The 22,781-nt window shown below is 62.1% G+C and carries 22 protein-coding genes and 1 riboswitch; of the genes, 7 read left to right on the forward strand and 15 right to left on the reverse strand.

Features of this window, described 5'->3' with window-relative positions; genetic code table 11:
• Window positions 1-178 precede the first annotated feature (178 nt).
• Window positions 179-739 carry a CAP domain-containing protein gene (locus TR36_RS00430; protein WP_045393399.1) on the forward strand — a complete coding sequence of 187 codons (561 nt, stop codon included), beginning with the start codon at window positions 179-181 and terminating at the stop codon, window positions 737-739.
• Window positions 740-792: 53 nt separating this feature from the next.
• On the opposite strand, the gene TR36_RS00435 is transcribed toward TR36_RS00430, so the two are convergent.
• The 7 genes from TR36_RS00435 to TR36_RS00465 form a co-directional block, all read right to left on the reverse strand.
• Window positions 793-1,305, reverse strand: a complete 513-nt coding sequence (locus tag TR36_RS00435) for a murein L,D-transpeptidase family protein (RefSeq protein WP_045393401.1) — start codon at window positions 1,303-1,305, stop codon at window positions 793-795.
• Window positions 1,306-1,387: 82 nt separating this feature from the next.
• Window positions 1,388-2,602 (reverse strand): class I SAM-dependent RNA methyltransferase, encoded by a 1,215-nt coding sequence (locus TR36_RS00440; protein ID WP_045393502.1) that lies wholly within the window; start codon window positions 2,600-2,602, stop codon window positions 1,388-1,390.
• Window positions 2,602-4,443, reverse strand: coding sequence for an ABC transporter ATP-binding protein (locus TR36_RS00445; protein WP_062762060.1), 1,842 nt, complete (start codon window positions 4,441-4,443; stop codon window positions 2,602-2,604). Before TR36_RS00445 ends, TR36_RS00440 begins: the two co-directional genes overlap by 1 nt.
• Window positions 4,443-6,287, reverse strand: a complete 1,845-nt coding sequence (locus TR36_RS00450; protein WP_062762063.1) for an ABC transporter ATP-binding protein — start codon at window positions 6,285-6,287, stop codon at window positions 4,443-4,445. Before TR36_RS00450 ends, TR36_RS00445 begins: the two co-directional genes overlap by 1 nt.
• A gap of 53 nt (window positions 6,288-6,340) precedes the next feature.
• Window positions 6,341-7,459 (reverse strand): CCA tRNA nucleotidyltransferase, encoded by a 1,119-nt coding sequence (locus tag TR36_RS00455; RefSeq protein ID WP_045393407.1) that lies wholly within the window; start codon window positions 7,457-7,459, stop codon window positions 6,341-6,343.
• Window positions 7,450-7,992 carry a CoA pyrophosphatase gene (locus tag TR36_RS00460; RefSeq protein ID WP_052362681.1) on the reverse strand — a complete coding sequence of 181 codons (543 nt, stop codon included), beginning with the start codon at window positions 7,990-7,992 and terminating at the stop codon, window positions 7,450-7,452. The genes TR36_RS00455 and TR36_RS00460 overlap by 10 nt, the downstream gene beginning before the upstream one ends.
• Complete coding sequence (locus TR36_RS00465) at window positions 7,982-8,959, reverse strand: Hsp33 family molecular chaperone HslO (RefSeq protein WP_045393410.1); 978 nt, start codon at window positions 8,957-8,959, stop codon at window positions 7,982-7,984. The genes TR36_RS00460 and TR36_RS00465 overlap by 11 nt, the downstream gene beginning before the upstream one ends.
• 93 nt (window positions 8,960-9,052) lie before the next feature.
• Here TR36_RS00465 and TR36_RS00470 point away from each other — a divergent pair, with 93 nt between their 5' ends.
• The 4 genes from TR36_RS00470 to TR36_RS00485 all read left to right on the forward strand — a co-directional run bounded on the left by TR36_RS00470 (window position 9,053) and on the right by TR36_RS00485 (window position 12,640).
• Window positions 9,053-9,505: an NUDIX hydrolase gene (locus TR36_RS00470; protein WP_045393413.1), complete on the forward strand. Its 453-nt coding sequence runs from the start codon at window positions 9,053-9,055 to the stop codon at window positions 9,503-9,505.
• Window positions 9,506-9,532: 27 nt separating this feature from the next.
• Window positions 9,533-9,729, forward strand: a riboswitch (cobalamin riboswitch).
• A 120-nt stretch (window positions 9,730-9,849) separates the two neighbouring features.
• Window positions 9,850-10,854: an ABC transporter substrate-binding protein gene (locus tag TR36_RS00475; protein ID WP_082714798.1), complete on the forward strand. Its 1,005-nt coding sequence runs from the start codon at window positions 9,850-9,852 to the stop codon at window positions 10,852-10,854.
• On the forward strand, window positions 10,851-11,882 hold the full coding sequence (locus TR36_RS00480; protein ID WP_062762068.1) for an iron ABC transporter permease: 1,032 nt from the start codon (window positions 10,851-10,853) through the stop codon (window positions 11,880-11,882). The genes TR36_RS00475 and TR36_RS00480 overlap by 4 nt, the downstream gene beginning before the upstream one ends.
• Entirely contained in the window at window positions 11,879-12,640 is a 762-nt protein-coding gene (locus TR36_RS00485; protein WP_045393422.1) for an ABC transporter ATP-binding protein, read from the forward strand. The genes TR36_RS00480 and TR36_RS00485 overlap by 4 nt, the downstream gene beginning before the upstream one ends.
• 2 nt (window positions 12,641-12,642) lie before the next feature.
• On the opposite strand, the gene TR36_RS00490 is transcribed toward TR36_RS00485, so the two are convergent.
• On the reverse strand, window positions 12,643-13,440 hold the full coding sequence (locus TR36_RS00490) for a LamB/YcsF family protein (RefSeq protein WP_237763489.1): 798 nt from the start codon (window positions 13,438-13,440) through the stop codon (window positions 12,643-12,645).
• 143 nt (window positions 13,441-13,583) lie between these two features.
• Here TR36_RS00490 and pxpB point away from each other — a divergent pair, with 143 nt between their 5' ends.
• Both pxpB and TR36_RS00500 read left to right on the forward strand, forming a co-directional pair.
• Window positions 13,584-14,306 (forward strand): 5-oxoprolinase subunit PxpB, encoded by a 723-nt coding sequence (gene pxpB / locus TR36_RS00495; protein WP_045393511.1) that lies wholly within the window; start codon window positions 13,584-13,586, stop codon window positions 14,304-14,306.
• Window positions 14,303-15,247, forward strand: a complete 945-nt coding sequence (locus tag TR36_RS00500) for a biotin-dependent carboxyltransferase family protein (protein WP_045393425.1) — start codon at window positions 14,303-14,305, stop codon at window positions 15,245-15,247. Before pxpB ends, TR36_RS00500 begins: the two co-directional genes overlap by 4 nt.
• Here TR36_RS00500 and doeB read toward each other — a convergent pair.
• From doeB to TR36_RS00535, 7 genes are all read right to left on the reverse strand, one after another.
• Window positions 15,244-16,227 (reverse strand): N(2)-acetyl-L-2,4-diaminobutanoate deacetylase DoeB, encoded by a 984-nt coding sequence (doeB, locus tag TR36_RS00505; RefSeq protein ID WP_045393428.1) that lies wholly within the window; start codon window positions 16,225-16,227, stop codon window positions 15,244-15,246. The genes TR36_RS00500 and doeB overlap by 4 nt on opposite strands.
• Window positions 16,224-17,420, reverse strand: coding sequence for an ectoine hydrolase DoeA (doeA, locus tag TR36_RS00510; protein ID WP_045393431.1), 1,197 nt, complete (start codon window positions 17,418-17,420; stop codon window positions 16,224-16,226). The genes doeB and doeA overlap by 4 nt, the downstream gene beginning before the upstream one ends.
• A gap of 23 nt (window positions 17,421-17,443) precedes the next feature.
• Window positions 17,444-18,151, reverse strand: a complete 708-nt coding sequence (locus tag TR36_RS00515; RefSeq protein WP_045393434.1) for a hypothetical protein — start codon at window positions 18,149-18,151, stop codon at window positions 17,444-17,446.
• A gap of 8 nt (window positions 18,152-18,159) precedes the next feature.
• A complete protein-coding gene (locus TR36_RS00520) occupies window positions 18,160-19,446 on the reverse strand; it encodes a TRAP transporter large permease (RefSeq protein WP_045393437.1) in 1,287 nt (428 codons plus the stop codon).
• Between the two features lie 3 nt (window positions 19,447-19,449).
• Window positions 19,450-20,097, reverse strand: coding sequence for a TRAP transporter small permease (locus tag TR36_RS00525; RefSeq protein ID WP_082714830.1), 648 nt, complete (start codon window positions 20,095-20,097; stop codon window positions 19,450-19,452).
• Between the two features lie 85 nt (window positions 20,098-20,182).
• On the reverse strand, window positions 20,183-21,190 hold the full coding sequence (gene dctP, locus TR36_RS00530; protein ID WP_045393440.1) for a TRAP transporter substrate-binding protein DctP: 1,008 nt from the start codon (window positions 21,188-21,190) through the stop codon (window positions 20,183-20,185).
• Between the two features lie 194 nt (window positions 21,191-21,384).
• Complete coding sequence (locus TR36_RS00535; RefSeq protein WP_067397897.1) at window positions 21,385-22,749, reverse strand: PLP-dependent aminotransferase family protein; 1,365 nt, start codon at window positions 22,747-22,749, stop codon at window positions 21,385-21,387.
• Window positions 22,750-22,781 lie beyond the last annotated feature (32 nt).

The raw sequence follows: 22,781 nt of genomic DNA on the forward strand, positions 1-22,781 counted from the left end.
TATTTCCATGCTATGGCCAGAAAGCTGGCCCGGTCATGGTTATGCCATGCAATATTAGCGCGCGAATGCACAGCCAGCAAATCACGAAGAACGGCGTTAGGGCCTTTATAACACAGTCATAGGTTTGAATACGGTCAGGGGATTCGCTATGATGGGGCGAAACTTTTTCAGGACCGTCATGAGACATATCATCCTAGCGCTGTGCAGTGCCGCTGCCCTTGCCGCATGCTCCTCATCGCCGAATGTGCAATATGGCCCCGACGGTCAGGCACTGGCCCGCGTGTACCGCATCGACCCATCCCAAGAGGCCGAGATCACGTACCGCATGCTGGATTCGATCAACTCGGTCCGGCAATCGCGCGGCATGAGCGCCCTGCAGCTCAACTCCTCGCTGACGGCGGCTGCGGCAACGCATTCGCGTGACATGTCGGTGCAGAACCGCCCGTGGCACTTCGGCTCTGACGGTTCCTCGCCGTTGGTGCGCGTGAACCGCGCAGGATACACCGGCACGTTGCTGGGTGAGGATATCTCCGAGACCTATCAGACCGAAATCCAGACGCTTGCCGACTGGATGGGACAAGTCGGAACGCGCGACGTGCTGACCAATCCGCAGGCAACCGATCTGGGCTTTGCGTGGTTCCAGGAACCCGCAGGCAAGATCTGGTGGACAATCCTTGTCGGGTCCGGCGGTGGTGGCTACACTCCTGCGCAGCCCGCCAATTACGCGTACAACCAATAAAACAAAGCCCCGGAGCGATCCGGGGCTTTTTCAAATCCGAACTGGAAATGCGATCAGGGCAGGATCTGGATCACGGTGCCTTCCCGCAACATCGGATAGATCTCTTCGATCTCGGCGTTGGTTACTGCGATACAGCCGGCAGTCCAGTCACCACCATTGGTCGGACCACGCGATTCGCCGTGAATAAAGATATCGCCCCCCGGCAATTTGCCTGCAGCCAGAGCGTTGATGCGGTCATTGGCATTCGGATAGGAGACGCCGATCGACAGGTGATAGGCGCTATTCGGATTGCGCCGGTCCAGCACATAAGTCCCCTCGGGTGTCTTGCCGTCACCTTCGAACTGCTTCGGGCCAACCGGTTGGAAACCCAAGGCGATATTATACTCTTTCACGACCTCGGAACCGCTGAGCATATACATCTTGCGATTCGCCTTCTGCACCTGAACCGCCGTGATCGGAGGGCCGTCATAGGTCTGGAATTTCGTTGGAACCGCGCTTGGGCTTTTGCCACAAGCTGCAAGACCGATGGCCATGGCCAACGCTAGAAAGATCGTTACTGCCCGCATTACTATCCCGCATTTCAGGGTATTTTTCCAAGTAATACATGAGAATCGGCTTCACTGCCTAGGCGGGATTCACACGCTTATGTCACGAGCGGGTGAACTGTGCCCCCAATTCAACATGTGGTGACCAGCGGAACTGGTCGATCACGGTAATGCGGCCCAGTTTCCATCCTGCTTCCAGCAGGATACGGGCATCCCGTGCGAAAGTGACCGGGTTGCAGGACAGCATCGCCATGCGCGGCACCTTGCAATCCGCCAGTGCCGCAACCTGCGCCTGCGCCCCTGCCCTTGGCGGATCGATGACGATGGCATCGAAGCCCTTCAGCTCTTGGGCATCCAAGGGGCGGCGGAACAGATCGCGCGCCTCGGATGTCACGCGTTTCAACCCCTGCGCCGCGCGCCAGCCACGATCCAGTGCCGCAATCATTCCGGCATCCCCCTCGACGGCATGCACCTCGGCTGTTTCAGCCATGGGCAGGGTAAAGGTGCCCGCGCCTGCGAACAATTCCACGATGCGGCGGGAATCACCGACCACGCCCTGCACAAATGCCAGCAAAGAGGCTTCTCCCGCCTTGGTGGCCTGCAAAAAACTGCCTGCCGGCGGGGCCACGCGTGCCGCACCGAACTGTTGCTGCGGCGGATTGCGAAGCGCCACGGTTTCCCCGCCCCATGTCAGCCGGGCCAGCCCCTGCTCTTCGGCCAGGCGCGCAAGGCTGCCGTGCAATGCAACATCCAGAGGCTTGCCACCCATGACCGACACGTCCAGACCGGCAAGACTTTCCGTGACGGTCAACGATACTTCGGCGCTGCGTGATCCCCCCACCTTTACCAATGCTTCCAGTGCCGGAAATCCGGCCATCAGCACAGGGGTCAGCAACAGGCAGTTCGGCACGGCCACCAGGGCATCCGACCCCCGTGCATGAAAGCCCAGCAGGGCGCCGCTTTTGGTACGCCGCCCGTGCAGCGTTGCCCTGCGGCGGGATCTGACCGGAGAGGTTTCAACCTCTCCCACATCCGCCTCGATCCCCTGCCCGGCCAGGGCAGATACGACCACCGCCCGCTTCCATTCGGCCACAAACCGGTCCGAGGCATGCTGCAAGGAACAGCCGCCGCACGTCCGATAATGCTGGCACGGGGCAGAGACACGGTCCGGCGACGGCGTCAGGATGCGGGGCGCGGGCATCCGGTCGCCCGTGACCTCGCCCTCGACCTCTTCACCCGGCAGGATACGCGGGATGAAGACGGGGCCCTCCGCCACCGCATCGCCAAGGTGTCCCAGCCGTTCCGCAACCAGTCGTATCATTCCGCCGCCTCTTCCGATCCTAGAAATCCACCGGACTGGCGGCTCCAATAACGCGCATAAACCCCATCCTGCGCCAACAGCGCCTCATGGGTGCCGATCTCCACGATGCGGCCCTGCTCCATGACCACAATACGGTCCATCTCCGCAATGGTCGAAAGGCGGTGCGCAATGGCCAGAACGGTCTTTCCCTCCATAACTTTTTCCAAAGAGGCCTGAATGGAGGCTTCCACCTCGGAATCCAGCGCCGAAGTCGCTTCGTCCAGCACCAGAATCGGCGCATCTTTCACGAACGCCCGAGCCAGGGCGATGCGCTGGCGCTGCCCGCCCGACAGTTTCACACCCCGTTCGCCCAGATAGGCATCGTACCCCGAACGACCCTGATGGTCCGTCATGTTCTCGATGAACATATCCGCCTCTGCGGCGCGGGCAGCGGCGTGCAGATCGTCATCGGTGGCATCCGGGCGTCCATAGAGGATATTGTCACGGGCGGAACGGTTGAACATTGCCGTTTCCTGCGTGACCATCCCGATCTGGAGCCGCAACGATTCCTGCGTGATATCCCGCAGATCCCGCCCGTCGATGGTGATGGCCCCTTTTTCCACATCGTAAAGGCGCATCAACAGCGCCACCAATGTGGATTTACCCGCGCCCGAGGATCCGACGATCCCCAGCTTTTCACCCGGGGCGATTACCAGATCGATATCCTGAACCCCGCCCTTTTTCCCGCCATAGGCAAAGCTGACGTTGCGAAAGGCCACTTCGCCCTTTACCGCCGGAAGTGCAACCGCATTCTGGGCATCGGGCAGGCTGTGCGGGCGCGCAAGGGTATGCATCGCATCCTCGACCTCACCCACCGAGGTATAGATCGACATCAGCGTAAAGCTGACCCAACCGGACATCTGCGCCAGACGCATCGAGATTGCACCCGCCGCAGCCACCGTGCCCGCCGTTGCCGCACCCTCCCGCCACAGGATCAGCGTACCGCCGATCAGCGCCACCGGCAGAACCCCCGACAGCAGCATCAGCGTTGTCCGGAACGCCGTAGAGATGATACCGAAATCCAACCCGCGATCCCGGAACGTTCCCATCGCCTTCAGGGCGACACGATCCTCGAAGGCGGCATGGGCGAACAGCTTCACCGTCTTGATGTTGGTGATCGTATCGACCACCTGCCCCGAAACCATGGCCCGCGCATTGGCCCGTGACGCGGAATTTTTCCGGACGCGCGGCATGAAGAAACGGATCAGCAGGACATAGGCCACCAGCCATAGCGCCAGCACCACCGCCAGCCATGCGTCGATTGCCACCAGAAAGATGACCGAAGCGATGACCGAGGCCAGCGCGAAGGCCACGGTATTGATCATTTCCGCCGCGACATCCGTTACGGCGCGGGCGGCCTGCATCTGCTTCTGACTGATGCGGCCGGCAAAATCATTGTCAAAGAAGGTGATGTCCTGACCCATCGTCCAGCGATGCAGGCGCGCCAGCACCAGCGGAAAGACGTTCGGCTGCACCATGATGGCATTGGTCGCCGCGCTCATCCCGAAGAACAGCGGCCGTACCGCCAGAAAGAATACCGTCAGACCTGCCAGAAGTTGCCATAGCGGCACCCCCCCGAACCCGGCATCGGCACCGTCGATCACCCATCCCAGAAGTGCTGCCGAAACGACCTCCATCGCGCCCGTCAGGCAGGAAACGATCGCTGCCCCCGTCAGCGCCGGCCACGCCCCGCTAAGGCACCATGCAAGAAAACGCCCCAGGGTTTCGGGCGGTTGCCCCTTCGCCGGTCGGAAAGCATCGATCATAGTGCCAAGTCGGCGCAGGGTGGCATCAAGCATCACACATCATCCTCGTTTATTCCGATAAAACCGCCCGATTGGCGGGCCCAGAACCGGGCATACAACCCGTTCTGGGCCAAAAGACTGTCATGCGTCCCGATTTCGGCAACGCGCCCCGCATCCAGAACCAGAATGCGGTCCATATGCGAAATGGTGGACAGGCGATGGGCAATCGCAATCACCGTCTTGCCCTCCATCACACCATAGAGTGAGTCTTGGATTGCAGCCTCGATCTCGCTGTCCAGGGCCGAAGTCGCCTCGTCCAGGATCAGGATCGGGGCATTCTTGAGGATAACGCGGGCAAGGCCGATGCGCTGGCGCTGGCCGCCGGACAGTTTTACCCCGCGCTCCCCCACCTGTGCATCATAACCACGGCGTCCTTCGCCATCCTCCAGCGTCAGGATGAACTCATGGGCTTCGGCACGGCGGGCTGCCTCGATCATCTCGTCCTCGGTCGCATCGGGGCGGCCATAAAGGATGTTCTCGCGCACACTGCGATGCAGAAGGCTGGGATCCTGCTGCACCATCCCGATGGAATGGCGGAGGCTCGATTGGGTGACCCCCGCGATATCCTGTCCGTCGATGCGGATTGCCCCGCCTTCAACGTCGTAGAACCGCAGCATCAGCTTGACCAATGTCGACTTGCCGGCCCCGGATCGTCCGACGACACCCAGCTTCTCCCCTGCGGCGATGGTCAGTGTCACATCCTGCAGCCCACCCGATGCCCGACCGTAGTGATGGGTAACGCTGTCCAGCTCTATCCGCCCCTCGGTCAGCTTCAGGGATTGTGCCCCCTTGGCATCCGTCAGGGCGATCGGCTGGGCGATCGTCTCCATCCCCTCGGCAATGGTGCCAAGGGACTGGAACAACTGCTGGGTCGTCCACATGATCCAGTAGGTCATGTTGTTCAACCGCAGCACCAGTGCCGACGCGGCCGCGACCACCCCGACCGATGCCGCCCCCTGGTACCACAACACCAGTGCCCAGCCGATCACCGCCACGATCATCGCACCGTTGATCATCGTCAGCGCGATATCCATGCGCGATACGATCCGCATTTCATGGGCAAATGTGGTGCGGGCGTGTTCGATCGCCTCCCGCGCGTGGCTTTCTTCCCGGTCATCATGCGCAAACAGCTTGACGGAATGGATGTTGGTATAGGCATCCACCACCCGCCCTGTCACAGCCGAACGCGCATCGGAGGAGGCCTTGGCCGCAGGCCCGGCCCGCTGCACGGTCCAGCGCACCAGCAGACCATAGGCCACGAACCAGGCCACAAGCGGCACCATCAGCCGTGCATCCGCCTGCCCCAGCACCACAAGGCTGCCGATGGCCGTGGTGGCGGCAAAGGCCACGGCATCGAAGACATTGAACACCGCATCCCCCGCGGCGGGGGGCGTTTGCATGATCCGGTTGGCCAGACGGCCGGCAAAATCCCCCTCGAACCAACCGACCGGCTGACGCAGGACATGGCGATGCGCCCGCCAGCGGATCAGCGTGCCGAAATTGGGCAGAATGGCATTATGCAGCAACGCCGTGTTCAATGCGGACGCCAATGGTCGCAGAAACAGGACCGCCAGTGCCACAAGGATGATTTCGGTCCCATAGGCCTCCCATACCTCCACGGGGCCAGCCGAAGCGATGCGGTCCACTATCCGGCCCACATACCAGATTAATGCAAGATCGGTCAGCGCCACTACCACCGATAGAAGGCCGGTTGCTACGAATACCCCGATGAACGGCTGCATGTATGACTTCAGGAACGGCCAGAGCCGGTTCGGGGGCGCATCCGTCTGGTCATACGCCGCGTAGGGATCTACGAGCCGTTCGAAAAAGCGGAACATGTTCATGGGCCTTTTTTTAGCGATATAGCGGGCGGACGGCCCAAGGAAAATATTCAGCCCAAAAGAGCGTCGCGGCCCAGCCGGAAACCGGAAGCAATCCAGGTAGCCTCTATCTGCCGCAACCGCTCCCCCAGGGCCTTGCCCGACAGACCGGGCATCAGATCTGCCGCAGTGACGGGGCAAACCGCTGCGGCAGCGTCCTCGATCCCCGCAAGATCAACGGGCGTGCCGATCAACGCGCCCCGCACCAGCGCCGCATCACAGGCAATGGTAACCCCGTGGCGATAGGCAACCTCGGGAATAGGCACCCCTTCGCGGGCGGCGGTGGCGGTCAACGCCACGCGCTTCATTTCGGCCCGGCTCAACCGCAGATCGGCAGTTCCCCCCAATAATGCCAGACGCCGGATCGGGTCCGGGGCACGCCCCCCTTCCAGATGCACCAGAACTGCCAGCGTCGTGGCATCCGCGCCGGGAAGAACGCGCATCAGCGCCCCGCAGGCAGCCATCGCAGCCACCGCAGGTGCCGGATCTGCCGCTGCCAGCAGCTTTTTCATTTCGGCCCCCACACGCTCTCGCGAAAGGGCGTCCAGGCCGTCTACGGCTGCGGCACAGGCCACATATCCATCCATATCGATGCCTGATTCCGCATCGCCATAAATCGCATGAAACCGAAAAAACCGCAGCAGCCGCAGATGGTCCTCGGCCAACCTCCGGGCAGGATCACCGACAAACCGCACACGGCGGGCCTGCAGATCATCCAGCCCGCCCAGAGGATCGATGACCATCCCCCCGGCATCGGCATAAAGCGCGTTCATCGTGAAATCCCGCCGCGCAGCATCCTCGGCAATATCTGTGGAAAACGCGACAGTGGCATGACGTCCATCGGTTTCGACATCGCGGCGAAAGGTCGTCACCTCGCAGGGGACGCCGTCCGATATGACCGTGACCGTGCCATGCTCCAGCCCTGTCGGCACCACGCGCAACCCTGCGGCCGTGGCCCGTGCCATCACGACCTCGGGCGGGGCATCCGTCGCCAGATCCAGATCACCGACGGCCAGCCCCATCAGGGCATTGCGCACGCACCCGCCCACGAACAGGCAGTGGTATCCACCATCGCCCAGCGCCGCCATGACAGGCAAGGCCGGGCCCATCCACGAGCCCGCTATCTGCATGCGACACGCAGGGCAAGGTCACGCAGAATCGCAGCCGTTACCCCCCAGATGTAATATGGCCCCCATGGCACCACCCAATAGGTGCGCTGCTGTCCGTTCCAGTTGCGTTCCTCCTGCCGGTAGCGCGCGGGATCCAGCACATGGGCCAGCGGAACGGGGAACACTTCCGAAACCTCCCCAGCCTCGGGGCGCGGGATGAAAGGTCCCCTGATCTGAGCCAGGACGGGGGTAACGCTGAAATTCGTGACGGTATGGGTGACTTGCAGCTCTCCCATAACCTCGACATTGGCAGGAAGCAGGCCGATTTCCTCATGCGCCTCCCGCAGGGCGCAGGCGATGGCGGACGGGTCATCCGGCTCCATCTTGCCGCCCGGCAGGGCGATCTGGCCAGGGTGGTGCCGCAGGGTCGTGCCGCGCATGGTCAGCCACAGGCGGTCCTGCTCTACCGCCAGAAGAACGGCCGCTGCCCGCCCCGTGCCGGTATCCGACACTACGGGGCGGGAAAGCGCCCGGGTCAGTGCATCATGCCACATCCCCGTCCTGCCCAAGCTTTTCCGGATCCAGATCGTAATGCGCGCCGCAGAACTGGCAGTCGGCCGTGACGACCCCGTCTTCGGTGATCATCTCGGCAATTTCTTCGGGTGGATAGGGCGCAAGCGCCGCACGCACCTTGTCAGCGGAACAGGAGCAGCCGAACCGCAGCGGCTGGGCATCGAAGACCCGCGGCCCTTCTTCGTGGAACAGCCGGATCAGCAGATCCGTGGGCGATACGGTCGGGCCGATCATCTCCAGATCCTCTACGGTATCCAGCAGGTAGTTTGCCCGCAGCCAGTTATCACCCTCTTCGCCATCCAGCAGATCGGCGTGGGTCAGAAGACCTCCTTCGCCCGTCCCCTCGGCCACCGAAGGGGAAGCCTTGGGCATGTGCTGCAGCATCACCCCGCCTGCCCGCCATGCGGCATCCTCCCCCGGAAACTGGGAGCGGCCGAACGAGGTTTCGAACCGCGTCGGCAACTGTTCGGACTGCGCGAAATAGGATTCGGCGCATTTCGAGAGGGACCCACCCGCAATCGGGGTAATCCCCTGATAGGGCACCGTACCTTCACCCTGATCGATGAGGATGGCGAAATACCCGTCCCCAAGCTGTTCGAACGCAGGCGCATCGGTCAGCGCATCTGCATCAAAGCCGGCATAGGCACGGATGCGGGCAGGTTCGCCATCCTCTGTCGGGCCGTAATAATCAGTTGCGACCATCTTTACCGCGCCGTTGCCGCGGATCTGCAGCGACAGTTTCCAGCGCAGCTTGATGGTTTGCCCGATCATGGCGGTCAGCAGGGCAGCCTCGGCGACCAGCTCCTCGATCTGCGGCGGATAGTCATGCTTTGACAGGATCAGATCAAGAACGCCGTCAAGACGGACAACGCGGCCGCGGATGTCGGACCGGTCAAGTTGGAAAGGAAGGACTGTATCGTCCCAGGCGATGTGTGTGGCAATTGTCATGGGGTTTCCTTGCGGCCCGGGCCTTGGCATATCTTTATGCGTGGCATACCGCGCCTATGTAGGGGCGGCAACCGATTGACCCAAGGGGACAGAATGATCCGGCGTTATGGCGAACCTGTAAAAGCAGGGCAGAAATACCGGCGGCGGGTGGGGGTTTATGCCATCTGTCTGCGTGAAGGCCGCATCCTGACCACGTTGCAGGAGGCGCCTACCCCCGAAATCCAGCTGCCCGGCGGCGGGATCGATCCGGGCGAACATCCGGTCGCCGCCCTGCACCGCGAGGTGATGGAGGAAACCGGATGGCGCATCGCCGCAGGTCGCAGGGTCGGCGCGTTCCGGCGGTTCACCTACATGCCGGAATACGACATGTGGGCCGAAAAGATCTGCCTGATCCATCTGGCCCGACCCACCGTCTGCGCAGGCGCCCCCACGGAAGAGGGCCATCACGCCCTGTGGCTGCCCCCGCAGGAGGCGCTGGACGTCTTGGCCAACGAGGGGGATCGCGACATGCTGGCGCAGGTTCTGGCAGGCGGCATCCCGCGCTGAACGCTGCTTGACCGGCCCCTGTGAAACGGTCATGCAAGGCGCGATGGTGTCCGGGGAAGCCCGGATGAAAAGGGAATACGGTACGGCATCTGCCAAATCCGTAGCTGCCCCCGCAACTGTAGGCGGAGAGCGCGATCCAGCAGCCACTGGCCGATCCGGGCCGGGAAGGCGGATCTCGCATGGACCCGCAAGTCAGGAGACCTGCCATCGCAACATGCAATCACCGGGCGGGGTGCCCCGGAAGGAGGAGCGATGAGCGATAACGGACACGGCAATTTCTGCCGGACGGTAATTTCGGGCGCACTCATGCTCGATAGAGAAGACCTCACCCCTGCCGAGGGGACGTGTTCATGAAATATCTGATGATTGCCGCTGCCTGTGCGGCAGCCACGCCTGCCTGGGCCGAACCGACCCATTATCCGCTGGAAATCGAGAACTGCGGCACGACCCAGATTTTCGCAGCCGCGCCGGAACGCGTTGTCACGGTGGGCCAGACGGTCACCGAAACCCTTTTCGCGCTCGGGCTGGCCGATCGGGTCAAGGGGACCTCGCTTTGGTTCAACAGCGTTCTGCCGGAATATGCCGTGGCGAATGCGCAGATCCCCCGCATTGCCGACAATACCCCCGGGTTCGAGGCGGTAATCGGCAAACGCCCCGATCTGGTGGCCACGCAGTACGAATGGATGATCGGAGCGCAGGGGGCGGTGGGTACGCGGGACCAATTCGCCGATCTGGGCGTGGCCACATATATCGTGCCTGCGGATTGCGTCGGCAAAAACAACTCCATCGGTGCCGATGGCACGCGTCTGGGAAGCTTCAGCACGGAAACAATCTATCAAAGCGTGGCCGAGCTTGCCGCGATCTTCGATGTGCAGGACAAAGGCGCCACCCTTAATGCCGACCTGCGCAGCCGCGAAGAGGCCGCCGTTGCCCGGGCGCAAGCCCTCAACCTGCACGATCTTTCTGCTGTTGTATGGTTTTCCAGCGCCGAGGTGGGGCTGGATCCCTTCGTCGCAGGGCAAAAAGGCATTCCCGCCTTTATGCTCACCTCTCTCGGGATCAGGAATGTCGTCACTACCGATGAGGAGTGGCCCGCGGTCGGCTGGGAAACCATCGCCCGCGCCAATCCGACCGTCATCATTCTGGCGCGCATGGACCGCCGTCGCCATGCCGCGGATGATATCGATGTGAAACTGGATTTCCTGCGCACCGATCCGGTCGCCAGCCAGATGGAGGCAGTAAAGCAGAACCGCATCGTCATCCTGGATGCGATGGAGATGGAGCCGTCCCTACGGCTGATCGAAGGCCTGGAGAAACTGACCGCCGAGATGGAGAAACTGGCCGAATGACCCTGCCGCGCCGTATGGGCATGACGGCGGGGGCAGCCCTGCTTCTGGTGCTTGCGGTGCTGGCAGGCATCTGCATCGGGGAAACCGCAATCCCGCTTGGCACAGTCTGGAAGGTGATGTCCAACCGGCTGTGGGGGGCAGGCCATGCCGTGGACCCGATTGATGGGGGCATCATCTGGGCCTACCGCCTGACACGTGCGCTGGTTGCAGGTGCCTGCGGCGCAGGATTGGCCGTTTGCGGCGTGATCCTGCAATCATTGCTGCGTAACCCCCTGGCTGATCCCTATCTGCTGGGCATATCGGCGGGCGCATCGACAGGTGCCGTGCTGGTGACGGTTGCGGGGGTGGGCGCAGGGGCCATCTCCCTCTCTGCCGGGGCCTTGGGCGGGGCACTGCTGGCCTTCGGGCTGGTGGCAGTGCTGGCAAAGGCGGCAGGGGGCGGCGCCGGCACACGCGGGGCCGGGCAGATCATCCTTGCGGGCATTGCCGGATCACAGTTGTTCAACGCATTGACGTCGTTCATCATCACGAAATCCGCCAGCGCCGAGCAGGCGCGGGGCATTCTGTTCTGGCTTCTTGGCAATCTGTCGGGCGTGCGCTGGCCCGATGTCTGGGTGGCCGTTCCGGCAGCCGTGCTGATCGTGATCGTGGCGGCGGTGCATAACCGGGCACTGGATGCCTTTACCTTCGGCGCAGAGTCTGCAGCCTCGCTCGGGGTGCCGGTACGCCGGGTGCAGGCCGTGCTGATTGTTGCGACAGCACTTGCAACGGCCGTGCTGGTATCCGTGGTCGGATCCATCGGGTTTGTCGGACTGGTCGTGCCCCATGCCGCACGCTTTGTCGTGGGGGTGCGCCATGCCCGGCTGGTTCCGGCAGCCGCCCTGATCGGCGCGGTCTTTCTGATCGCGGTCGACGTCCTGTCGCGCATTCTGGTGCAGGGTCAGGTGCTGCCCATCGGTGTGGTCACCGCCCTTGTCGGGGCACCTGCCTTTGCCCTGCTGCTGATCCGCGGGGGGGCACGTCGATGATCCGCATATCCGGCGTGGGCTGGCGCACGAAGGGAACCCACATCGTGCGCGATGTTTCCCTGACCGTATCACAAGGGCAGCGGTTCGGCCTGATCGGCCCCAACGGCTCTGGAAAATCCACCTTGCTGCGCCTGATTGCAGGATTGCAGACCCCGACATCGGGACAGGTGCGGCTGCAGGGCAAAACACTTGCGGAACTGGGCCGCAGAGGCATCGCCCGGCGCTTGGCCTTCGTCGCACAGGCGGCCGAGACAGCGGATCGCATCACCGTCCGCGATGCGGTGGGACTGGGGCGAACACCATGGCTCTCGGCTTTGTCGCCATGGTCAGCCGAAGACGACCGCATCGTGACCGAGGCGCTGGCCGCCGTGGACATGGCCCGCTTTGACCGGCGCGACTGGATGACCCTGTCGGGCGGAGAGCGGCAGCGCGTTCATATCGCCCGCGCGCTTGCACAGCGCCCGCAAATCCTGCTGCTGGACGAACCGGCGAACCATCTGGACATCCACCACCAGCTTTCGATCCTGCGCCTGATCGGGGATCTGGGCCTGACGACCATGATCGCGCTGCATGACCTGAACCAAGCGATGGAATGCGACAGGCTGGGCGTCATGCACAAGGGACAACTGATCGCGACCGGCACCCCCGCCGAGGTGATGACACCCGATCTGCTGGCGCGGGTGTTCGGCGTTCGCATACGGGAACTGGTCGATCCGGTGGATGGAGCCAAGGTGCTGCGGTTCCACGAGATTTGCTGATCTCAGTCGCGTGGTTCCGGCCGCGCGAATGGCGCGATACCCACCCCGTTTTCCGCCAGTCCCGTCCGCAGCGCGGCGGCCATCTGCACGGCCCCCGGTGTATCCCCATGCACGCACAAGGTCGCGGCCTCTACCGGAAGACGCTTGCCGCCTGTCGTGGGAATATGGCCGTTGACGACCATTTCCAGAACCTGGTCCAGACATTGGTTCAGATCATGGATCACGGCCCCTGTCTGGGTTCTGGGGGTCAGCTCTCCCGCGTCGGTATAGGTGCGGTCGGCATAAACCTCGCAGACGACGGGCAGGCCCGCAGCTTCGGCAGCTGCAAGCGCCTCCGAGTAGGGCGTTGCCACATAGACCAGCGCAGGATCAACGGCCTTGACGGCCCGCACACATAGCGCCGCAAGATCGGGATCGACCGCAGCCATGTTGCCCAGGGCTCCATGGGTTTTCACATGGGTCATGGGATGCCCGCCAATCCGCGCCATCCCCTGAAGGGCGACGATCTGATAGATCAGCTGCGCCTCCAGATCCTCGGGTCGTTCGCCGGAAATACGGCGGCGGCCGAACCCGTACAGATCGGCAAATGATGGATGCGCCCCGATGGATACCCCTTTTTCCCGCGCCATGCGAACCGTGCGCCGGATGACGGCCGGATCACCCGCATGAAAGCCGCAGGCGATATTCGCCGAGGATACCAGATCCAGCATTGCCGCATCATCGCCCACCGTCCACGCGCCGAAGCTTTCGCCCATATCGCAGTTCAGATCTATCGTGCGCATATCTTCAAACCCCAGCATATGATGACAGCCCTATTGACCGCGATAGAGCATGACCATCCCCCTGGACGCAACACCTTCACAAATCTTCCTGCCATGATATACAAGGGAAACAGCATCTTAACGGGAACATGGCATGCCCCGACATTCCGCGCCGAACCATTATGGATGATATACGTATCCTGCCCTGCGGCGATCAGGCGCTCAGCTTCCAGATTTCCGACCGGATCGATCCCGATGTAAACGCGCGCATCATCGCATTGGCCGCAGCGCTTGGCGCGGCCGCGATTGCGGGGGTAACGGAATATGTCCCGACATACCGCGCCTTGCTGGTCCGGTACGATCCCGAGGTTCTGCGCGGCGCCGAATTGGCACGACATCTCCGCAGGCTTTACGCCAGTCTGCAGCCCGATCGCGCGCCTGCCAGGCTGTGGCGCATTCCCGTGTGGTACGGCGGCCCTGCTGCACTGGATCTGGCCGATCTGGCCGCGGAAAAAGGCATGACAGCCGAGGCATTGGCGGCCCTGCACAGCGCCTCCGATTTCAGGGTCTTCATGATCGGGTTCGCCCCCGGATTCGCCTATCTTGGCGGTCTGCCCGAAGCGCTGCACACCCCCCGTCTGGAAATTCCGCGCCAGATGGTTCCGGCAGGTGCGATCGGCATCGGTGGGCAGCAGGCAAGCATCAATTCGGTGGCTGGCCCCTCCGGCTGGCGGTTCATCGGCAGCACCCCGGTGCGTCTGTTCGACCCCGCCCGAAACCCCGCCTTTCTTCTGACAGCAGGCGATGCCGTCCGGTTCACGCCGGTAGATGCCGCAACCTATGACAGGCTTACTGCGCGGGCGGCCACCGGTGATCCGCTTGTAGCCCCGGAGGTGCTATCATGATCGAGGTTCTGCGCCCCGGAATGATGCTGACAGTGCAGGATGCAGGCCGGTTCGGCTTTCGACATGCCGGTGTGTCCCAAGCAGGGCCAATGGATCAGGGGGCGCATGCCCTTGCCAATGCGTTGGTTGGCAATGGGCCGCAGGCTGCCGCGCTGGAATTTGCAACCACAGGCGGTACGTTCCGCGCGCATTCTGCCTGCCGCATCGCCGTAACGGGTGGCACCCCCGAGGTCCGCATCGACACGGATGTGGTTGCTGCAGGGGAATCGCACCGGATGGAAAAGGGACAGACCCTGTCCATCGGCACGATGCCCGATAGCACATGGGGCTATCTGGCCGTATCGGGGGGCTTTGAGGTTCCGCTTGTCATGGGGTCACGCGCCACGCATCTGCGCAGCGGCATCGGAGCGCTCGTTCAGGCCGGGGCACATCTGCCGCTTGGAAGCCATGATCCGCGCGCGCCGTGTTACACCACGTATCGTCAGCCCGCCCCTTTGCCAGCGACCACGATCATCCGTGCCGTGGCAGGGCCGCAGGATGATGCCTTTGCCCCCGAGGTGCTGGAGCAATTCTTCGGGGATGTGTTCACGGTCAGCCCCAAACGCGACCGGATGGCGATGGTGCTGGACGGTCCTGCCCTGCCCGCGCGCCACGGGCATGATATTGTATCGGACGGCACGGTCATGGGATCGGTACAGGTGCCGGGGTCAGGCCATCCGCTGGTGCTGATGGCAGAAAGCCAGACCACCGGCGGCTACCCCAAGATCGCCACGGTCATCGGCGCGGATCTGGCACGACTGGCACAACTTCCGACAGGCAGAAAATTCCGCTTTGAAAAGGTGACGCAGGAAAAGGCCGAGGACCTTTGGGTTCACCATATCCGCCACCAACGCGCACTCTTGCATCCGCTGCGGGTAAAGATCGCGCGCCGACGGCCCTAGACCGTCGCAATCACCGCAACACAATCGCCGCCCTGCACCAGCCCCGGGAAATGCCGGGCGGCGATGAGTCCGTCCATCCGGGCCGGCACCTGCACGGGGGCCGTACCCGTACGATCGGCAGGCCATATCTGGGCAATGGGCTGACCCGTGTGAACCACATCCCCCAAGTCCACCAAGGGGTGCAATAGCCCGTCCTGGGTGGCAAAGTGGAAGCAGTCGTCACCCGGCATGTCCAAGGGAATGCTTTGGGCACCCATGTCGGGTTCCCCCGCCAGAATGCCCGCATGCTGCAACAGGTTGCGTGCGCCCTTGACCGCAATGCCTGCGGATTTTGCGGTCGCCGTACCGNCCCCGCCCAATTCGGTGGTGACAAACACCTTGCCCAGCGCCTCGACTGCCGTGTCCAGCATGCCGACGGCATCGATCTCGCGCATCATCATCGAATAGGGCGCGTTGAATGCCTGAACCGCCGCCACGCAGGCTGCCTGTTGTCGGGGATCATCCAGATAATGGGCGGCGGCATAGGGCAGGAAATCCAGAGTCTTTCCGCCAGAATGAAAATCCAGCACCACATCCGCCATCGGAAACAGGACATCGTTGAAATAATTGGCGATCTTTTGGCTGACCGTACCATCGGGCCGTCCCGGAAAGGCGCGGTTCATGTTGACTTGGTCAATCGGGCTGACGCGGGTGCCTGCCCGGAACGCGGGGTAATTTAGGTAGGGCACAATCAGGATGCGGCCGGTGACCTTTGCCGGATCGATCTCCCATGCCAGTTGCTGCAGGGCGATGGGGCCTTCGTATTCATCCCCGTGGTTGCCCCCGGTCAGCAGGGCAGTCGGCCCCTTGCCGTTACCGATCACGGTGATCGGAATCATCACACTGCCCCAGGCGCTATCGTTGCGCGAATAGGGCAAGCGCAGAAATCCGTGATGTTTGCCATCGGCATCCAGCGGAACGGTCGGGCTGATCGGGTTCATGCCTTCACCAGCATCCGGCGAGGAATCTGGCAGAACAACTCCGGCTCCCGCTCCGTAATCACAATGGATTCCGTGGTTTCATAGCCCCAGTTCTCCATCCACAGTCCGGTCATGAAATGGAAGGTCATGCCCGGCTTCAACTCTGTCCGGTCCCCCCGGCGCAACGACATGGTCCGCTCCCCCCAATCCGGCGGATAGGAGAGCCCGATCGGGTATCCTGTGCGGTTGTCCTTTACGATCCCGTGGCGATCCAGCACCTTGAAAAACGCATTGGCGACATCCTCGCAGGTATTTCCTGCGCGTGCGGCTTCCAGCCCCTCATCCATGCCTTCCAGAACCGCCTTCTCCGCCTCCAGCATTTCCTGCGGTGGTTTGCCCAGAAAGATCGTGCGGGACAGCGGGCAGTGATAACGCTGATAGGTGCCTGCAATTTCAAAGAAGGTGCCCTCGTTCTCCTTCATGGGCAGATCGTCCCACGTCAGATGCGGGGCAGCGGCATCGGGGCCCGAGGGCAACAAGGGAACGATGGCGGGATAATCCCCGCCGTGCCCAGACCATTCATCATAACGCAGCCCCGCATCGTAGATCTCGGACACCAGATCGCATTTACGCATCCCGACCTCCACCTTATCAGCGATGCGGCGGTGCATGCGTTCCACGATGCGCGCAGCCTTGCGCATGTAGGACAGCTCCTTGGGTGTCTTGACCGCCCGCTGCCAGTTCACCAGCGCCGTGGCATCGGCAATTCTGGCATCCGGCAGGCCGTGCGTCAGGCGTTCATGCGCGCGGGCAGAATACCAGTAGTTGTCCATCTCCACCCCGATGGTGCCCCGGTGCCAGCCCAGATCCATCAATTGCGCCGACAGGTATTCCATCGGGTGGCGTTCGGTGGATTGGACGTAGTGATCGGGATAGCCGATGATGCTTGTCTCAGGCATCCAGACAGTCCGCAGCGCCCCTTGGGCATCCTGCCCCCGACCGAACCAAACAGGTGGCCCGGATGGCCCCACGATCACGCATTGATGGACGTAGAATGACCAGCCGTCATACCCCGTCAGCCATGCCATGTTGGAGGGATCGGAAACGATCAGCAGATCGAGCCCGCGCGCGGCCATGCTGTCACGCGTCTTGCGAAGACGCTCTTCATATTCCCCGGTGGAAAATCGTTCCGCGGTCCGTTGCAGTTCGGGCATGATCTACCTTTCGGGGTGGGGCACTACCAGGTGCGTGTGGAGAAAAGACGACCGCGGCCCGTGGCGGGGATACGGGCCACATCCAGCATCGCCCAGAAAAGCGCGAGGTTGGAACTGAGCACGGGTTTGCCCAGCGCATCCTCCAGCGTTTCGATCAACGAGACAGCCGGAAGCGCGGTGCAGGACATGAACAGCGCCTGCGCCTCGGGGTGGTCCGAAGCGCGGGCAAATTCCACGATTTGCCGGGCCGGAAGCAGCGCCATATCGCGATCATCGGCATATCCCATGGATCGGCGGGAAAGCACATCGATCCCGCTTTGCGCAAAGCTGTCGCCCACCAGATCGGTGGTTTCAGGAAGATACGGGGTCATAAGGGCGATCCGCTGCACATTCAGCGCTGCAAACCCGCGCAGGGCTGCGGCCACTGGCGTCATCACAGGTGCACGCGGGCCGATGGCCTGCGCCACGCCCCCCTCTCCCAGCACCGCGGAGGCAGAGGTGCAGCCAAAACCGATCCCGGCCAGCGTCACCCCCGGTACCAGCAGATCAGATGCGGCGGACAGGCGCGGCCCTGTCAACCGCAAGTTCTCGGCCGTGGTGGGATTGTCGAATGCGATCCGGGTGACATGCAGCTGGCATGTCGCAGGCAAAAGGCGGGCGGCGTCCCCCTCAATCGTCAAATCCGTTGAAAGGGCAATCAATCCGAAGCGGTGCAGGTCATCATGCCACATGTGTGCCCCTATTTCTGAAACGCGATATCGCGCAGGAACAAAGCGATCTGGGGGAAAAAGATCATCAGCACGGCCACGGACAGCAGGATGAAGATGAACGGAGGCGTACCACGGATCACCTCCCAGTAGGGGCGCTTGAACACTGCAATTGCTGTGAAGATATCGCAACCGAAGGGCGGGGTCGCGCTGCCTATGGCAACCTGCAGGGTGATGATGGTTCCGACCAGTACAGGGTCCAATCCGGCTGATGATACGACAGGCGCGAATATCGGCACCAGGATCAGGATCACCACGATCGGATCGACAAACATGCACCCGATGAAGAAGGCGATGGAAATGGTGAACAGCACACCGTACTGCCCCATGCCGTCAATGCCGATACCCGCCATGATATCCTGCGGGATCTGGGCAAAGCTGATGACATAGGAAAACGCAGCCCCCGCGCCGACCAGAATGAACACGACGGCCGTGATCAGCCCCGTAGACTTGGAGGTCGCATAGAGCTGCTTCAGCCCCATCTCACGGAAGACGGCCACTTCGAGGAACAGGGCATAAAGCACACAGGCCGCCGCCGCTTCTGTAGGGGAGAAGATGCCGCAATAGATGCCGCCGATGATAATGACGGGAAAACCGAGCGGCCAGAGCGCGCGCTTGACGGCACGACGACGCTCCACCCAGGACGCTTTGGGCAAGGCGGGCACATTGTTCCGGACCGCATAGATGTAGCTGTAGATCGAAAACAGTACGAGGATCAGCAGGCCTGGCCCGATCCCTGCAATGAAAAGTTCTGAAATGGAGGTGCCGGATACGACCCCGTAGATGATCATGCCGATCGAGGGAGGAATTAGAAAGGCGATGTCGGAAGCATTGACGATCAGCGCAAGAATGAAACTGTCGCTATAACCGGCCTTCAGCATGCGCGGGCGCAGAGGCCCGCCCACCGCCACCACCGTCGCCTGTGTCGATCCGGATACCGCACCGAACATTGTACAGGCACCGGCAGCCGCAATCGCAAGCCCCCCTTTCAGGTGCCCGACGAACACCATGACCAGATCGATCAACCGCGTGGCAGACTGCCCCCGGGTCATGATATCCGCCGCGAATATGAACATCGGCACAGCAATCAGGCTTGCCGGTCGAATGCCGCCAAGGATCTGCTGCACCATCGTATCGACCTGGGACAGCCCCCCGAACAGCATCACAAAGCCGATCAACGATCCCGCAACCAGCGGGATCATCATCGGAAACCCCAGAAGAAGAAGCACGATCATCGTGCCGAAAATGGCCCATGTCATCGGTCAGCTATCCTTTTCGGGCTGTTCGGCATAGCCGTCGGGGGTGTTGGTCGAAAGCCATACCCCGTCATGGATCACGTTCTTGATTGCCGTCAGTGCATATTGCAGCCCCGTCAGAAAGAACCCGAGCGGGACCCACACGATGATCCACCAGGTCGGGATCTGCAGCGCGGGCAGAACGCGCCCGCGTTTGGCCTGCGTCAGCACATATTCGAGGGCGTACCATGACAGAAGCAGCATCAACGCGGCAGTAATGACGGCGATAACAATCATCAGCACCTTTCGCATCCGGACCGGCATCGCATCGGAAAAGGCGGACATGCGGATATGCCGCCCATATCGGGCAGCGTAGGAAATCCCTGCAAATGTGATGAGGATGATCAGTGCACGGTTCAGTTCACCGGAGAAAAAGATGCTTTTTCCGAATGCATACCGACCAACAACATTGGCGATGGTATTGAGCGCCATCAGAAGGACGCCGCAGGCAAGCAGAACGGCTTCTATACGGGAAATGGCCAGATCCAGCGTCCCCAAAATTCCCGGCAAACCCGAAACATACTCCGAATCGTCTATGTCATCGCTCAGATCCAAGGCCGGATCGGCAGCATTCAGATCGGGATCGACCGCTTTGGGGGGCTTCGGGTCTGGCATCATGTGCTTTCATCGGGAGGATTGCACGACCCCGACCATTTTCACGGTCGGGGTCCATATATTCGGGCATGGAGACCCGGGCCGGTTACTGCGCGGCAGCTTCCAGATCGGCCTTCATCTGGTCCAGAATGGCTTGGGCCTGCGATCCACCAATCTTCAGGAATTCTTCTTCCACCGAATCTGCCGTATCCATGAAGGGCTGGCGCTGCTCCTCGGTCAGATCGGTGATGGTGATCGAGGGTTTGGCCTCCTTGATTTTTTCAAGCGAGGTTTCGGTCAGTCCTGTCTGGTAGTCGACGATGTAATCGAAGGCCGCTTCCATCGCATTATGGATGACGGTTTTGTCCTCTTCGGGCAGTTCGTCGAAGAAGTCCTTGTTCGCCATCACCGCCGTGGTGAAATTGTTGTGGCCTGTGCGGGTGATATAGTCGGTCACTTCATACATCTTGGTGGATTCGATGAAGAAGGCAGGGTTTTCCTGGCCCTGAATGATGCCGGTCTGCAGACCGCCATAAACCTCGCCCCATGGCAGCGGCGTGGGTGTGGCGCCAAAGGCGTTGTAGCTTTCGACCAGCAGCGGATTGGTCATCACACGGAACTTCACCTCGTCCAGATCGGCGGGCGAGGTGACGGGCTCCTGCGTCGTCATCATGACTTCGCCTTCGGGGAACATGGTCAGCAGCTCCAGCCCCTGGTCGGCATAAAGCGGCGGGAACAGTTCGTGGATGGTCTTGGATGTCCGGAAGAACTTGACCAGATGGTCCTGATCCTGCGGAAGCAGATAGGGCACGAAGAAGACCTGCGCCTCGGGGATCAGGGCACCGGTAAAGCCCGGGGACTGGTCCACGAACTGCACGATCCCCGACTGAGCCTGCTCCATGGTATCAGCAGATTCGCCCAATGTGCCGAAGGGAAACAGCTGGATCTCGTGGTCGGAATTGGCTTCGACCTCTTCCTTGAATTTCTGTGCAAACTTGCCCTGCACCTCATCCATCGCTTCTTCGAAGGCATAGCGCCATGTGTCGGCAAATGCGCCCGTGGATCCCAGCATGAGGGCTGCAACGCTGGCGGCTGTGAGTGTCTTATAGGTCATGTTTTCTCCTGTTGACGGACTCGCATGCCATGGCAGCGGCGCAAGCCTCGGATTTTTGATGTCGGATCACGTAGCCCCGACCCGTTTGAAATTGAGCGTTCAATCCGCAAGATTTCATGTCAATTTATATATTAAACCATGACAATTTAGAGGCCGGGTGTCAAACCCACCCGCATCTGGCGCAGGCAGTCGGCCTATTTTGCAGGCAATATTGCCTTAACAATGCCAAGCGCCTGCTCCAGTTCCCGATAAGTTGTACCACCCAGGCACAGCCGCACGGCAGGCGCACGATCCGTGACGGCAAAGCCGCTGCCGGGGGCCAGCGCCACCCCCGAATCCAGCGCGCGGGTGACCAGAGCCTGTTCGTCCGTGCCGGCGGGCAGCGGCAGCCAGCGATGCAGCCCGTTCGGCCCGCCCTCGCTCTGCCCTTCAAGCATACGGTGTGCCAGCCGGTTCCGCAGGGTCAGCTCGGTTCTTTGCCCCGCCATCAGCAGATCGGCAGTGCCATTCGCCATCCAGTCGGTCGCGATTTCCGCCATCAGCGGCGTGGCCATCCATGCCATGGACATATGCCGGTTCAGAACCCGCTCTGTCAGCATTTCGGGTGTGGCCAGAAATCCCAGCCGCAATCCCGGAGACAGGCATTTGGACAGCCCCGTGAAATACAGGCTACGGTCAGGCGCAAAGGTGGAAACCGGGGGTGGACGCCTGCGGGCCACAGGCCCTGTCGCGTCGTTTTCCAGAATGATCAGACCGGCCTTCGTCGCCGCTTGAGCCAATGCCTCGCGCCGTTCACGGTCCATGATGCGCGCAAAGGGCCCGGCACCGCCCGGCAGCAGGAACACGGCCTTCATCCGCCCCCCCGAGGCATGGGCCGCGGCCATCAGCGCCTCGGGGCACATCCCGCGATCATCGCCCGGGATGCCCCGCAGACGCAGATGCAAATGCTGCGCGGCAGGCTTCAATGTGTGGCAGGTGGAGCTTTCGGTCGCAATCTCGTCCCCCGGCCCTGCGACGGACATCAGGGCGATGAACATGGCCGGCGTGGTGCCATTGGTCACCAGCACCCGTTGCGCGGGCACCATCAACCCGCAGCGGGCCAACCAGGCAGCCGCCATGCCACCATAGAGCGACATGGTTTGCCGGGGTCGGAAGGAGTGCATCACGGGGGCCGGCACATGGGCCGCAACGCGCATCAGGCTGTCACGCCAGGCCTCGTCAATCTGGGGCAGACGCACCGGCGTCATCATCGACAGGTCCAGTGGCGGGCGATCGACGGGCGCACGGAACCACGGAACCTCTACTGTTTCGCGGGGGCCGGATTTGACAAAGCTGCCGCGCCCGACCTCGCCCGAAATCAGGTCGGCACGGATCAGCTCTTCATAGGCGCGGCTGACGGTCTGCACCGACACGCGCAATTGCCATGCCAGATCCCGATGCGGAGGCAGCCTGTCCCCCGGCCGAAGGCTGCCGGAATCGATTGCGGCGGCAATCCCCTGCGCAAGGCTGCGATAGGCAGGTCGGGCGATATCCTCGCGGGTCAGGGGCCAGTGTGACATGGCGCGCAAGATCGCCGCGACAGGACCGCTTG

It is taken from the genome of Falsirhodobacter sp. alg1 (genome assembly GCF_000739715.2).
Classification (GTDB): Bacteria; Pseudomonadota; Alphaproteobacteria; order Rhodobacterales; family Rhodobacteraceae; genus Falsirhodobacter.

Excerpts from the sequence above, each read along its gene's own strand:
- TR36_RS00525 (WP_082714830.1), bottom strand. The coding sequence starts at position 20,097 with ATGCCAGACCCGAAGCCCCCCAAAGCGGTCGATCCCGATCTGAATGCT.
- TR36_RS00465 (WP_045393410.1), bottom strand. The coding sequence starts at position 8,959 with ATGACAATTGCCACACACATCGCCTGGGACGATACAGTCCTTCCTTTC.
- TR36_RS00470 (WP_045393413.1), top strand. The coding sequence starts at position 9,053 with ATGATCCGGCGTTATGGCGAACCTGTAAAAGCAGGGCAGAAATACCGG.
- TR36_RS00455 (WP_045393407.1), bottom strand. The coding sequence starts at position 7,459 with ATGCAGATAGCGGGCTCGTGGATGGGCCCGGCCTTGCCTGTCATGGCG.
- TR36_RS00460 (WP_052362681.1), bottom strand. The coding sequence starts at position 7,992 with ATGTGGCATGATGCACTGACCCGGGCGCTTTCCCGCCCCGTAGTGTCG.
- doeA (WP_045393431.1), bottom strand. The coding sequence starts at position 17,420 with ATGCCCGAACTGCAACGGACCGCGGAACGATTTTCCACCGGGGAATAT.
- pxpB (WP_045393511.1), top strand. The coding sequence starts at position 13,584 with ATGGATGATATACGTATCCTGCCCTGCGGCGATCAGGCGCTCAGCTTC.
- TR36_RS00490 (WP_237763489.1), bottom strand. The coding sequence starts at position 13,440 with ATGCTGGGGTTTGAAGATATGCGCACGATAGATCTGAACTGCGATATG.
- TR36_RS00535 (WP_067397897.1), bottom strand. The coding sequence starts at position 22,749 with ATGTCACACTGGCCCCTGACCCGCGAGGATATCGCCCGACCTGCCTAT.
- TR36_RS00480 (WP_062762068.1), top strand. The coding sequence starts at position 10,851 with ATGACCCTGCCGCGCCGTATGGGCATGACGGCGGGGGCAGCCCTGCTT.
- TR36_RS00450 (WP_062762063.1), bottom strand. The coding sequence starts at position 6,287 with ATGTTCCGCTTTTTCGAACGGCTCGTAGATCCCTACGCGGCGTATGAC.
- TR36_RS00430 (WP_045393399.1), top strand. The coding sequence starts at position 179 with ATGAGACATATCATCCTAGCGCTGTGCAGTGCCGCTGCCCTTGCCGCA.
- TR36_RS00435 (WP_045393401.1), bottom strand. The coding sequence starts at position 1,305 with ATGCGGGCAGTAACGATCTTTCTAGCGTTGGCCATGGCCATCGGTCTT.
- TR36_RS00500 (WP_045393425.1), top strand. The coding sequence starts at position 14,303 with ATGATCGAGGTTCTGCGCCCCGGAATGATGCTGACAGTGCAGGATGCA.
- TR36_RS00485 (WP_045393422.1), top strand. The coding sequence starts at position 11,879 with ATGATCCGCATATCCGGCGTGGGCTGGCGCACGAAGGGAACCCACATC.
- dctP (WP_045393440.1), bottom strand. The coding sequence starts at position 21,190 with ATGACCTATAAGACACTCACAGCCGCCAGCGTTGCAGCCCTCATGCTG.
- TR36_RS00515 (WP_045393434.1), bottom strand. The coding sequence starts at position 18,151 with ATGTGGCATGATGACCTGCACCGCTTCGGATTGATTGCCCTTTCAACG.
- TR36_RS00520 (WP_045393437.1), bottom strand. The coding sequence starts at position 19,446 with ATGACATGGGCCATTTTCGGCACGATGATCGTGCTTCTTCTTCTGGGG.
- TR36_RS00445 (WP_062762060.1), bottom strand. The coding sequence starts at position 4,443 with ATGCTTGATGCCACCCTGCGCCGACTTGGCACTATGATCGATGCTTTC.